The following is a 13,840-nucleotide window of genomic DNA, read 5'->3' on the forward strand; positions in this document are numbered from 1 at the left end:
GGTGACAGGAGGCTTGCTGTGACCCCGCGCAGTGACACCCCTTCCCCTGCTCCCACCTCTGCCGCTTCGACCGGGCCCGGCCCGTTCCGCCGTGGCATCACCTACGTGGTGGCCACGATGATGGTCGCCGGGCTGCTGAACACGCTCCCGGCCTCGGCCACCGCCTATAACCCTCGCCCCGAGGTGGACGAACAGGCTTCCGTCCAAGGCCGTGACGCGGTCGCCTCGGCCCTGGCCGAGGACAACGCGGTCGCCGAGGCCGCGGTGACCGCTCCGGCGACGGTGACCTGGCCCGAGGCCACCAGCATCGATGTCGACCTGGATCAGAGCACGGCTCGCACGCTCAACGAACCGGAGAACGCACTGGTCACGGTGGAGGCCGTGACCGGTGAGGAGTTCGAGGACTGGGAGGTGCCCGAGCGCTGGCAGGAGCTGCTCGAAGAGGAGGCCGCCAGGGAGCTGGAGGAGCGGGCGGCCGAGCGCCGGGCCGAGAAAATCGACGAGACGGGCGACGAAACGACGGGGGAAGCCACCCTCGAAGAAGGACCCGACACCGCGGAGGCGGGCGAAGAGGCCGCTGACGGCGAGAACGGGCCGGCCGAGGGTGAACAGGGCTCCGAGTCCTCCGGAGCCGAGGAGACCGCCCCCGACGAAGAAGCACAGACCCTCACGGCTCCCGAGCAGGTCGCGTCAATCGAGGTCCCCGAACCGGAACCGGTCACCTCGGCCCGGATCGAGGTCCTGGGTCAAGGAGAGGCCGAACAGATCGGGGTCAACGGTCTGTTGCTGCGTGTGACCCGTACCGACGGCTCACCCGGCGTCGCGCCGGTCGAACTCGGCATCGACTACTCCGACTTCGCCGAGGCCTTCGGTGGTGACTACGCCTCCCGGCTGAGCGTGGTCGAGCTGGACGAGTGCGTCCTGGACGACTCTTGCGCGGCCGAGAACACCGTCAGCTATGACTCGGCCGAGCTACTGGCCAACGATGCCCACGATCACCATCTCACCGCCAGGGTCGGCGCGGCCCCTCAGGGCGCGCTGATAGCGCTGGCCGCCGCCCCGGGGGGAGGTAACGGCGACTACGGTGCCACCCAGCTCTCGGCGGCCTCCAGCTGGAACGTCAATAACCAGTCCGGTGACTTCTCCTGGTCCTACTCCTTCCCCACCCCACCGGCCCCCAGCAGCCTCAACCCCGCCATCGGGTTGGGCTACTCCTCCGGAGGCGTGGACGGGCGCATCGCCACCTCCAACAACCAGACCTCCTGGATCGGTGACGGGTTCGCCTACGCCCCCGGCGCGATCGAACGCCGCTACGCCGCGTGTGTGGACTCCGGGCACAAGACCGGTGACCTGTGCTGGAACACCGACAACGTCACCCTGTCGATGACCGGCCACTCCGGTGCCCTGATCAAGGACGACGACGGCACCTACCGCCTGTCCAACGACGACGGCACCAAGGTCGAACGCCTCACCGGAGCCGACAACGGCGCCCACGACGGCGAGTACTGGAAGGTCACCACCCCCGACGGCACCCGGTACTTCTTCGGCCGCAACCGCCTGCCCGGCTGGTCCAGTGGCGACCCCGAGACCAACTCGGCGCAGACCCTTCCGATCTACGCCACCAAGTCCGGCCAGCCCTGCTACAACGCCACTTTCTCCCAGTCCTGGTGTCAGCAGGCCAACAAGTGGAACCTCGACTACGTCGTGGACGTACACGGCAACGTCATGACGTTCTACTACGACGCCGAGACCAACCATTACGGCCGCAACCTCACCAACACCGCCACCCCCTACGTGCGCGCCGCCAACATCGCCCGCATCGAGTACGGGCTGCGCAGCGACGACGTCTACGCCACCGCCCCGGCCCGGGTGGTCTTCTCCTCCTCCGAGCGGTGCCTAGTCACCTCCTCCTTCGACTGCGCCGCCGACAAGCGCACATCGGGTAACGCCAAGCACTGGCCCGACGTCCCCCTCGACCAGGACTGCAAATCGGGGCAGTCCTGTGCCGGTCGCCACTCGCCGACCTTCTGGTCCACCAAGAAGCTCGACGCCATCACCACCCAGATCCGTGTCGGTGGCTCCTACACCGACGTGGACACCTGGAAGCTGGAGCATTCCTTCCCCGAGGCCGGCGACGGCACCGGCCCGACCCTGTGGCTGGACTCGATCGAACACGTCGGCAAGGTCGGCGGCACCGAAGCGATGCCCAAGATCAGCTTCGCGGGCACCCAGATGCCCAACCGGGTCGACTCGCCCACCGACGACATCGCCCCCATGCTGCGCTGGCGCATCACCTCGATCTACACCGAGTCCGGCGGCCAGTTCGACATCACCTACTCCCAGCCCGAGTGCGAACCCGGCAAGACACCCGAGCCGCACGAGAACACCCGACGCTGCTACCCGGTGTTGTGGACCCCCGAGGGCGGGGTGGAGCTGACCGACTGGTTCCACAAGTACGTGGTCACCGAGGTCAACGAGGTGGACCTGGTCTCGGACCAGCCCACGATGACCACAAGCTACGACTACGTGGGGTCCCCGGCCTGGCGGTACACCGAGGCCGACGGCATGGTCAAGGACAAGTACCGCACCTGGGCCGACTGGCGCGGCTACGAGCGGGTCATCGTGCGCACAGGCCATGAGGGGGACGAGCGCACCGAGACCGAATATCTGTACTTCCAGGGCATGCACGAGGACAAGCTCCCCTCGGGCAAGCGCTCGGTCTCCATCACCGACTCGCGAGGAGAGAAGCACACCGACCACAAGGAACTCCACGGCATGGTCCGTGAGGTGATCGTCCGCGACGGCGAAGGCGGACAGGACATCTCTCGGGAGATCAGTACCCCCTGGTGGAAGGAGACCGCCAAGGTCACCCACGACTGGGGTGAGCAGACCGCCACCAGGACCCAGACCGAACAGGTCATCGGCTTCACCCGTCTCGCCGACGGATCCTGGCGCCGGACCAGGGTCGACAACACGGTCAACGACGACGGCGTCATCACCCGGGTCCGCGACCACGGTGACGTGGAGGTCGAGGGTGACGAGACGTGCGTCAACACCACCTACGTCAGCAATACCGGCGCCCGAATCCTCAACCTGGTATCCCGAGCCGAGACCCTCGCCATCGACTGTGAGCAGACCCCGAACCGCCCCGACGACGTCATCACCGACGAACTCGTCCTCTATGACGGCGGCGACCACGGCGACGCTCCGACCCAGGGCCTTCCCACCAGCACCCGCAAGCTCGACTCCTACTCGGATGGAGAGCCCGTCTACCAGACGGTCGAGCGGACCGAGTTCGACTCCTTCGGCAACACGGTCAAAGAGACCGACGCCTCCGGCGGGGTGACCACCACCGAGTACACCTTCACCGCCTCCGGACTGCCCGAGTCGGTCACCGAGACCAACCCTCTGGGCCACACCACCACCACGACCGTGGACCCCGCCCGTGGTCTTCCGATTTCGGAGACCGACGCCAACGGTCGCACCATGACCATGGCCTACGACCCCCTCGGCCGTGTCACCTCGGTATGGCTGCCCGACCGTGACCAGGCCACGGACACTCCCACCGCGAAGTTCGAGTACCACGTCCGCCAGGACGCACCCACCTCGATCACCACACACACGCTGCAGACCCAGACCGAGTACACGACCGCCCACGAGATCTTCGACGCCTTCCTGCGCCCACGCCAGACCCAGGGACCCGCACCCGGCGGCGGTCGCCTGGTCACCGACACCTTCCACGACACCCACGGGCGCGAGGTCAAGTCCAGGGCCGCCTACTTCAACGAAGAGGATCCGACCGACACCCTGTTCGTCGTCGACAACGACGCCGACATCCCCCGCCAAGCCGTCACCCTTTACGACGGGGCCGGACGGGTCACGGACAACCTCCACGTCGCCTTCGGCGAGGAACGCTGGCGCACCAGCACCGAACACCACGGTGACCGAACCCTGGTCACCCCGCCTGAAGGCGCGGTGGCCACGACCTCCATCGTCGACGCCCGGGGCCGTCTGAGCGAAGTGCGCACCCACCACGGTGGGGTACCCGAGGGCGACTACGACGCCATCACCTACACCTACGCGAAGAACGACGCCCTGGCCACGGTCACCGACCCCGAGGGCAACGTCTGGGAACACACCTACGACCTGCGTGGACGCCTGGTAAGCAGCGACGACCCGCTCAGCGGTGTGTCCACGATGAGCTACAACGACCTCGACCAATTGGTGTCCGCCACCGACGCCCGCGGCAAGACCCTGGCCTATGCCTATGACGAGGTCGGCCGTCAGACCGGGCTGTACGAGGACTCACTTGAGGGCGAGAAGCGGGCCGAATGGGTCTACGACACCCTGGCCAAGGGACACCTGACCTCGTCCACCCGCTACACCGACGGAGAGCCCTACACCACCCGGGTGGTGCGCTACGACCAGTTCTACCGGCCCACCACCACCGAGATCCGTATTCCCACCGGCAGTGAACCGATGTTGGGAGGACGTTACCGGTTCTCCACCCAGTACAACCTCGACGGTTCGGTCCGAGCGCTGACCCTGCCCGCCGCCGGCGGCCTGGGCCAGGAAACGGTGGCCTACGGCTATAACGAGCTGGGCATGCCCACCCAGATGTCGGGGTTCACCGACTACGTCACCGGCACCGTCTACAGCAAGACCGGTGAACTGCGTCAGCTCGCCCTGGACCTCGGAGTTTCGAACACCCACACCACGTGGATGACCCGCGACTACGACCCGGCCACCGGACGGACGAGCGAAACCACGCTGGTGCCCGAACGCGGGCTCACCGGGTCGTTGGTGCACCAGTACTACACCTACGACGACGCGGGCAACGTCCTCAACCTGCGAGACGAACCCACCGCCGAGCACCTCCAGACGGACGTGCAGTGCTTCACCTACGACCACATGCGTCGCATGACCGGGGTATGGACCCCCGACGCCACGGGTGAGGAGGCCTGCGCCGACCGACCCTCGGCGGACGCCCTGGGAGGAGCCGCCCCCTACTGGCACGAATACACCTACGACAAACTCGGCAACCGCGAGACCGAGGTCCAGCGCGGACTTCCCGGCGGTGACATCACCCGCACCTACACCCACGGTGGAGCCACCGGTGTAGCGCCCCAGGCTCTGACCAGCGTGGAGGAGTCCGGTCCCGCGGGTGAGCGTCTTGAGGAGTACTCCTACGACGAGACCGGGAACATGACCGGTCGCACCACCGCTTCGCGTGATCAAGAACTGGAGTGGGACGCCGAAGGCAATCTGGTCCAGGTCACCGAAGAGGACGGATCCCGAACCTCCTACACCTACGACGCCGACGGTCAGCGTCTGCTCCGCGATGACCCGACCTCCACCACCCTGTATCTGCCGGGTATGGAGCTGCGTCTGGACAAACAGGACCTGATCAAAGAGGCCACCCGCTTCTACTCCCACGCCGGGCAGACGGTCGCGGTCCGTCAGAACGACGGCACCTTGTCGTGGATGTACGCCGACCTGCACGGGACCGGGCAGGTCGCGGTCAACGCCCGCACCGGTGAGGCGACCCACCGGTACATGACCGCGTTCGGTACCGAGCGCGGTGCGGGCGACGCCTGGCCGGCGGAACGCGGGTTCGCCAACGGCACCATCGACGCCTCCACGGGGCTGACCCAGATCGGGGCACGCGCCTACGACTCCACACTGGGTCGTTTCATCTCGGTCGATCCGATCCTGGACGTGACCGACCACCAGCAGATGCACGGCTACGCCTACGCCAACAACAGCCCGGTCACCTACTCAGACCCCGATGGGCTGTACTACATCATCGTGGACGGGGTGAACTCCAAGACGGGGCGCCCGCTGATCTACTCCCCGGTGCAACGCAACGGCAAGAACTGGCTGTACTCCCACTCCGACGGCAAGGCGATGCGTGCCACCGCGAGCGGTGCGGTGGTGCAGCAGTGGTACAACGTGACGCCGATGCGGACCACGGCCAAGCAGCGGCAGTACATGCGCGATCACCAGGCCCAGCAGGCGGCGTTGCGGCAGCAGCGCGAAGCCAGGATGGAGCGGATCGAGGCCAGGCAGAAGCTGATCTCCGCGGCGACCGGCCTGGCCCAACTGGTGGCCGATGAGCTCGGTATCACCGCAGGCCTGGAGTGCTTCACTTCCGGCGACCTGGGCGCGTGCGGCGAGACCGCGCTGAACGTGGCTTTGATGTTCGTAGGCGGGCTGCCCGCCAAGCTCGCCGCGAAGTACGGGCTTCGGTGGGGTAAGGCAGCCGAGTTGGGTCGACGGATCTCCGCCCTGGGCGGTGAGCTGATCGATGGGATCAAGGGCCTGAACCGGGCCAACAAGAAGATGCAGAACGTGAGCTGTCCGATCGGGAACAGCTTCACTCCGGGGACGGGTGTGGTGATGGCCGATGGGTCCACCAAACCCATCGAGGACGTCGATGTCGGCGAGAAGGTTCTGGCGACCGATCCCGAGACAGGAGAGCAATCGGCTCGGACGGTCATGGCAACGATCGTGGGCTCGGGTGGTAAGGCCCTGGTGCAGATCACCATCGACCCGACCACCGAACGCGATGCCCCCGCAGGGGACGAGGCCGGTGCGGATGAGGAATCCGCGGGTGTTCCGGGGCCGGTGGCCGCGGGCGATGTGATCGTGGCGACCGACGGTCACCCGTTCTGGGTCCCGGACCCGGGCCTGTGGGTGGACGCGATCGACCTGGCCCCGGGTATGTGGCTGCAGACCTCGTCCGGCACCTGGGTGCAGGTCTCCGCGGTTCAGGCCTGGACCCAGACGGCCACGGTCCATAACCTGACCGTCCAGGGCGTCCACACCTACCACGTGGCGGCCGGGGACCTGGATGTCCTCAACCACAACTGCGGTGGCGGGACAACTGTATATCGTGGAGTTTCGGAAATAAGCGGACAAACAGGCGGCGCAAATCCGGCTTTTGAAGACGCCGTCAACGGAGTTGCGAATCCTAGGGGCGGACACTCAGACCCCCAGGCGCATCATCTGGGTCACACTGATAGTGAATACACAAGCTGGACGACCAGCCCGATGGTTGCTTTGACTGCTGCCACTAAGGATGGCGGTTCCGGCGCCGTCCTCAGGTCGAGAATTCCCACAGGAAGAGATCACGTTCATTCAAATGATCAATCATGGGTGGAGTATCCTGGAGAGCGCGAGATTATGATCAAGGGGCCGATGTTCGGCGAAGTCGGTCCAGCCTGGTCTGGCATGTCCCCGGGAGATATCAATTTTCGCTAGCCGCCAGGTGCCAGCACCCATTCTTGGTGGAGGTTTTATATTTTTAGCATTTCTCGCAACAGAGTGATCTGCATGCTAAAGGAAAGCCCCTGCCGATCCCTGGAGGTTGTACCGAGGGAAGTCTTGGACAACGCATGTTGGGATCCTGGCGCGTCCTTCAGGGTGTTTGTGTCACCCAGCTCCAAACTCTTGGATATCCATAGGTCCAGGTATTCAAGTTATCCTGAGCTTGCCCGTGAGAAGTTTGGGTGGATCGGGCTCTTCGGAGCTCTTGAAAAAAATGACGAGTGTGGACTTTTTTCCATCGGATCCACCGAATGGAGAATGATGATTCTCACTGATGGTCGAGTTGAGAAAATTGAGGCTGTAGTAGTTGGTCCGCCCAAATTTTTCACTTGGCCAACAGGGGCATCTGATCTTTAATTTGTGTTCTGATATTTGAATTAAAAATTGTCGAATGAAGTGACTGGGCGCGCTTGGTGATCCACTGCCTGCCCCACCCCGGACTTCCTAGGCGTACAAGTGGTCCAGGAGATTATTATATTGGGGCATGTGAAGTTGAAGAGCATTTCGAAATTATCGTTGTCGGCAGTGCTGATGTGCTTATCATTGGGATACGCCAGTCCTGACTTCGTATGCTCCACGAAGGTGACCTCAGCGAGTTCGATACCGGCCGCCTGCACTCGAATCGTGTGAGAGCACATGCGACCCCGACCAAGTCGCCGATCTTTGTTTCTCTTTGAAGCCAGGCGGCTCACTGAGTTCGGTTTGTTCTCGGATTTATTTGACTGTATAGAAAAACTCATCTGGGTCTGGAATTTGGGAAAATCGAGAGTGTCCCTCACTGAAGTGGGGCGGCATGGCATCAGTGGCCTCCGTACGCAAGCGTACGGCTTGACATCCGATGGCGAAGTTGTTCGCCTGCTGGTCGGCGACAGCACCTACTACATCTACTTTTCAGGGGACCTTATAAGGCTTGAAGGGGCCTTTGATGGCGTAAATTACATCTCTCGTTCCCAAGGGAGGTTCTTCCTGTCGAAAAGGTCCCTTGCGTCCACCTGGAAAGCGACCCCGGTCTACATCGTTGACGATTCAGGGCGGGTAGACGGCCGGATAGAAATAAGTGGGCCGTGTTCAAAGATCCTCGTGGATCCACATTCAAGGATCTGGGTCGGATATTCCGACAGTGGATCGCTAGCGATCCCGGAACTCGGAAGCCCTTTGTCTGGATTTGAATCTTCGGACATTGGCTATGATTTTCCGGGGGTGGCTTGCTGGCAAGAGTCCGGCGTGGTGTCGTGGAGAATGAAAGACTTTGGCATCTATTCGGATAAGTTTCTCCATTGTCACGCAATGGGCTTCCATAAAGATCAAATTATTGCCCTGGCCGATCAAGGCAACTCAATGATTTTGATCGACATGAACGGCGATATTAGCAACATTGAAACTCCAGTCCTCGCACCACTGGGCATTGCTGCACAAGGGGATGAATTTGCATTCCTTGGGAGATACGAACTGGGCAAAAGAAGGGGGTATCGAGATCGCGAGGTTTTTATTTTCGAGATAAATGGAAATTCTGTTGACCTCAAGGATGTCCAGCCTCTAAAGATTCGCGACCCCAACATCCCCGGAACCCCCAGAGAAGTGATTTCTTTCGAAAATTCAATTTTTATGCACTTCGGCGATAGAGATGATCTATATGTGATACGCCTTGAGTGAATATTGGCATGGGAGTCCAAATCGGTAAGACCTGCTGATCTCTAAGGTCGGTCTCGACGAAGGCGAGCACCTGCCCTGTCATAGCGTATGGATGGCCCCGGAGATCTCGTTCCCCGAAAGGACTCCCCGCCTGCCGGATGCGTGCCTGTGATCCACCGGCCCCTGCTCCAGATCCTGACCCGTTGACTGCCCCAGATCGGAGCACACACCTACGCCTCGGCGCCGAGTCGGTTCATCTCGGTCGACCCGATCCTGGATGTGACCGACCACCAGAAGATGCACGCCTACGCCAACAACTGTTTCGCGCCGAAAATCAGGACCGCCTGAAAACGGTCCGGAGTAGGTGGATTCGGGATTGGTGTTCACCCACCAGATGAGGGAGGGAGGTTTCCCTCGCACATAAGCGACTCGAGGAAGCCTGGTCATGCGATGAATGTGGACAGCATCGCGTCTACGTTGAGTGGGTGTTAGTATTACTTATGGACATTTCTAGCATTATGGCTCGCCTTGGGGAATTGGGCGTTACGGTTATTCTGAAGGTTGATCATGAGAGATCCATTCCTGGGGGGCGCCCGTGGACGGCAGTTCTTTCGGGACCCGGCGTGACTGGGGGTGAATTCATTAGAACGGATTCATCGAGCTTGGAAGACTGCATGCTTTTTGTTCTCGGCAAGCTGAAGTCTTCTCCCGGAGAGTGGGGGTGGCTGGATGAGTATATCTAGGATTACCACAAAATCTACCAGTTGGTCTTGTTTTGGTGTGATCGCTTTCTTTTGAACTCACCTCAGAAGTTACTGTGCCCAGCCAGATGCTTGTAGCAGAGGAGCATGCAGGCGATTCCGATTCCAGTGAGGCGATCGAGTGCTCGATTTTGTACCTGTGTCGACCTAGGAGTTGGGGGAATTCCATCTCGAGCCGACACCAGCGCACCCTGATGCTGCATTTGCGCAGTCAACGGTGTCGGTCATGGGAGTGGAAAGCCTTGACACCGTGGAGCTTCGCCGGTCACCGAGGGTCTCGCCGCGAGTGCACTGCCGGAATGTCTCGAAATAGGAGCTTGAGCGTGTCGCCGTCTTTGACGTTGACCACGAAGGTCGATGCTTGGATGTGTCCAGATTGCTAACGAGTGAGGCTTTAGAGAAAATTGATCGATGCTTGTCCTTGCGAGGTTGGGGGCGGTGTGATTTTGAGGGAGGAGGATTTGTTAAATTTGACTCCCCCTCGGTCATTTATCAGCTAAGACTGGATCTCATAGAGAAGGGCTACGGGATACGGTTGAATCCTTCCCTGGGGGTGCGCTGTCCGACGATTGGAGATCTTGTATCCAGGTTTATCGGACTTCCCCACTCGGGGAATTCATACTCGGGATTGGCTTCGGTGGGAGTCTCTCTTTCCGACCTCAAGCGTACAGAGCTCGGTTTCGTAAATTTTGAGAACGAGTGGTCGATCCTCAGGAGCGACAATACCCAGGAAGCCGTTCGGGTGTTGTCTTCTGACGTACTCTTCGCTGAAGAGAATTTCTTCAACAAATTTCGAGGAATCAATGATGTTGTTGAATATCTGGAGCGCACTCGGTGCGACCAGTTCCAGTTGAGGCAGCTAGCCGTTGGACAGGCCTTGACCGGAAGGGAGGAAGCAGCCCTCATGACGTTGGGCGAGTATTTTGAGATGGTCAAAAAAGAACCCCCCTTGGTCGCCGATCAAGCCCGACTTTTCATCACTTCATTCTCGGAATATTTTGGCATCGAAGAGGGCGGCTGGAGGACCCCGGAGCCCTCGTTCCCCGAAAGAACTCCCCGCTTGCCGGATACGTGCCTGTGATCCACCGGCCATCGGGTAGACCAGCGAAACCACGCTGGTGCCCGAACGCGGACTCACCGGGTCGTTGGTGCACCAGTACTACACCTACGACGACGCGGGCAACGTCCTCAACCTGCGAGACGAACCCACCGCCGAACACCTCCAGGCGGACGTGCAGTGCTTCACCTACGACCACATGCGACGCATGACCGGGGTATGGACTCCCGACGCCACGGATGGGGAGGCCTGCGCCGACCGACCCTCGATTACTGTTAGCGAGAAAGCAGGGCGCCATGACTCGACTGGCACGATCAATCTTCATCCAGAGCAACCCACTTGTGATTCCTACCAAGGGTTGATCCCCCATTTTTCGGAGAAATTTCCCGACGCGCGAGTTAATAATTCATGGGGTTGAGATATTGACCTTTGCTAACCTTGGCGCATCGCTTCGCCTGGAGAAGGGGTTGGTCTGTGGCATTTCCGAAAGCGAGCTCACTGAGCTTCGTGCGAAGCTGGGATCCCCCTTGCCGGGGGCTTATGAAAATTTCATGAGGCACCTGGGCAGAGGAGCAGGGAATCTTTTCGTTGGGACGGACATATTTTTCCCGCAAGTAATTGATTTTCAGCAGGGCATGAAGGATTTTCTGATCGAGGAGGGCGTGGAAGAGTACATCGCAGATGAGTCTGTTGCATTCGCTTCACATCAAGGGTATCAAGTCTACTGGATGAACTCCAGAAATGAATTTGACCCGACAGTTCTAATGCACCAGGAGGGAGAGTCGCATGTTCTATCTCGGTGGGATAGTTTCTCAGATTTCATCTGGAGTCATTCGACAGCAGCGAGAGCTCCACAAATTGATCACCCCTAGGGGAGCCGGTTCCTCCTGGGAGAATCGATGAAACAATGATAAATGGTATCCTCTGTGGTACCTATTTTGGAGTCATCAGTGGTCGACCTGACAGTCCTTCCCGGGCTGGGCATCCCCACCCTGGGAGTAGAGATCGGCATGGATTTCTCTGTTGCCGAGTCAGCACTGGAGGGGTTCCCTGGCTGGAAGGCCCCAAGGGTCGACGAAAGGAGAAACCGGGGGTTTTTCCACTACGAACCTTCGGAACTTTCTGTGCAACTTATCGAGTCAAATGAGGAGAAGGTTCAGGCGATCGAGATATATCGCCCGGAGGCTGATATTCGTGTTCTGTGCAAGGGGATTCCGGTCTTCGAGGAATCCGCAGAGTCGACGATCAGGGCACTGTCATCCAGCGAGAATCCAGTAGTTGAAGACGAGGGCATTCGCTATGTTTTCCCTGGCCTGGGCATCGCCTTCGATCGATCTGTTGTGCCATGGGAGGCGTTTGATGGCGAAGGGGTGCATTTTGAATCCATGATTGTTTCAGAAAGTGGATACTTTCAATGACCACTTTTCATTCTGAAGGTGCAGGTCACAGCCCCGCACCGGCCCCCCGTGCCTCTTCTGAACAGAAAGAAGCCCCTGATAGGTGGGTTGGGAGCCACGAAAACCCGCCACGCCAGGGGCGGTCTGTTCGCGCATCTCGCGCCGAGCACGGGACAGCACCACGACCGCCTGGCGCTACGTGCCCCAGACCACCGGCCTACTCTCCCAACAGACACCCACTCTCGAACAGAACCTACGCCACGCACGCAGGATCGATAAGAAACCGAACATGGGGAGCCCTATGTTCTCCATACGACCGGCACCATGAAGTGGGGGTCGCCAGTTGAAACGAATCAAGGAAACTGGGCTTCTCCAAATATCCCAGTAGGGATGCGCTACACCACAGAAGGGAACTTTCCGATGCCAGAGTCCGTGAACTTCGATGACCTTCTCCAGATGGAGGTCCTACTGCGCGCGAGCATGGAGTTCAAATTTGGTATATCCGGCGACGCGGAGATATTCCACGAGAGTCCGGTCTACGCTTCGGCGTTGAATCATGTTCGTGAGTCCTTGATCTCGGGCCTGCGTTCCAGCTCGACACCGGGCAGGACCCAGGGGTATGTCGAACTGTATCGGCTATCTCGGTTCGAGCAGCTCTGGGAGGGTGTCGCGCGAAGAGCTTCATCACATCCGCGTTGGCGCGAGTTGGGCGTGGACGAGATGCGTCAACATGTGGAAACGATTGCGGCGCCGCTCACAGTGGACGATGAAATGATGGAGATCATCAAGACGGAGGCCGAAAAGATCATTGCTCGCGATGCACAGAGGGAGTGATCGCGGCCAGAGGCATACCCATAAGCGCAATGGCTTCCACAAGCAACTCGACACCGGACCCCGACCCTCAAAACACAGAAATTATGCGCATCCGCACTCTAATCGCTATCAATCCTTGGAGAGTCGGACGTTAATTGGACATCTATGAATCCATGGAAAATTTCAGCGGTGAGATGGTTATGGCTCTGCGAAACGAGGGGTGGAGCCCAGGCCGAGAAGTCGATGTGACTCGCTGGGTAGAATACCTTAAGCTCGAAGGCTACCACATCAATCCCACCGCGAGAGTTTTTCTGGAGTCCTTCGGGGGCCTTTCCCTCTCCCCCCTCAACAGAGAGGGTCCGAACTTCAAGAACGGCGAGCCACTCACCATCGATCCCATGGCCTGCGGGTCCGGACACCGCCACATGGCCACTGAGCTGGAGAACGTGCTGGGCGGATCCTTCTATCCGATAGGCGAATGGCTGAGTTATGCGAATACATTTATCAGCGAAGACGGGAAGATCGTCTCCACCGGGATGGGCTGGATCTGGGGGCTGGGAGAGAACCTGGCCGATTCGCTGGAGTTGGCGATTTTTGCGAACCGTCCGTTGAAGTGCCTCCATTCGGACCCTGGACTTGAGCCATGGCCTCCAGCCACCAGATAGAACCCAGAGCCTACCCCGAAGCAGAAGGGCAGCTGCCGGATCCAGGGGAGAATGAGGGTGACTCTGTCCACGGCGTTCATTCCGCAGGCGGTACGGATCATATGAAGGTGCCACAGAAATCTACCGCTTCTGGCTTGAGGGAAGGAACTGGACCCAGGAATGTTCATAAAGAGGTTGTGGCACTCG

Annotated in this window: 8 protein-coding genes; all 8 read left to right on the forward strand. The window is 60.3% G+C overall.

The features are described 5' to 3' along the window. The first annotated feature begins 117 nt into the window (after positions 1–117). The 8 genes from U9J66_RS03870 (at position 118) to U9J66_RS03905 (ending at position 13,654) form a co-directional block, all read left to right on the forward strand. The gene (locus U9J66_RS03870; RefSeq protein WP_442789849.1) at positions 118–7,263 is read left to right on the forward strand and encodes an RHS repeat-associated core domain-containing protein; all 7,146 of its coding nucleotides are present in this window, start codon (positions 118–120) and stop codon (positions 7,261–7,263) included. Between the two features lie 834 nt (positions 7,264–8,097). Beyond that, on the forward strand, positions 8,098–8,982 hold the full coding sequence (locus U9J66_RS03875) for a hypothetical protein (RefSeq protein WP_161111855.1): 885 nt from the start codon (positions 8,098–8,100) through the stop codon (positions 8,980–8,982). Positions 8,983–10,083: 1,101 nt separating this feature from the next. Next, positions 10,084–10,803 carry a hypothetical protein gene (locus U9J66_RS03880; RefSeq protein ID WP_161111854.1) on the forward strand — a complete coding sequence of 240 codons (720 nt, stop codon included), beginning with the start codon at positions 10,084–10,086 and terminating at the stop codon, positions 10,801–10,803. Positions 10,804–10,840: 37 nt separating this feature from the next. Then, positions 10,841–11,197 carry a hypothetical protein gene (locus tag U9J66_RS03885; RefSeq protein WP_161111853.1) on the forward strand — a complete coding sequence of 119 codons (357 nt, stop codon included), beginning with the start codon at positions 10,841–10,843 and terminating at the stop codon, positions 11,195–11,197. 4 nt (positions 11,198–11,201) lie between these two features. Further along, positions 11,202–11,651 carry an SMI1/KNR4 family protein gene (locus U9J66_RS03890; RefSeq protein ID WP_161111852.1) on the forward strand — a complete coding sequence of 150 codons (450 nt, stop codon included), beginning with the start codon at positions 11,202–11,204 and terminating at the stop codon, positions 11,649–11,651. A gap of 78 nt (positions 11,652–11,729) precedes the next feature. Further along, complete coding sequence (locus U9J66_RS03895) at positions 11,730–12,197, forward strand: hypothetical protein (RefSeq protein ID WP_161111851.1); 468 nt, start codon at positions 11,730–11,732, stop codon at positions 12,195–12,197. A gap of 369 nt (positions 12,198–12,566) precedes the next feature. Then, positions 12,567–13,010 (forward strand): hypothetical protein, encoded by a 444-nt coding sequence (locus U9J66_RS03900; protein WP_161111850.1) that lies wholly within the window; start codon positions 12,567–12,569, stop codon positions 13,008–13,010. Positions 13,011–13,144: 134 nt separating this feature from the next. Beyond that, on the forward strand, positions 13,145–13,654 hold the full coding sequence (locus tag U9J66_RS03905) for an SUKH-3 domain-containing protein (protein WP_161111849.1): 510 nt from the start codon (positions 13,145–13,147) through the stop codon (positions 13,652–13,654). Positions 13,655–13,840 lie beyond the last annotated feature (186 nt).

This window comes from Nocardiopsis sp. LDBS1602 (assembly GCF_035818715.1).
In the GTDB taxonomy this organism is placed as follows: domain Bacteria; phylum Actinomycetota; class Actinomycetes; order Streptosporangiales; family Streptosporangiaceae; genus Nocardiopsis; species Nocardiopsis alba.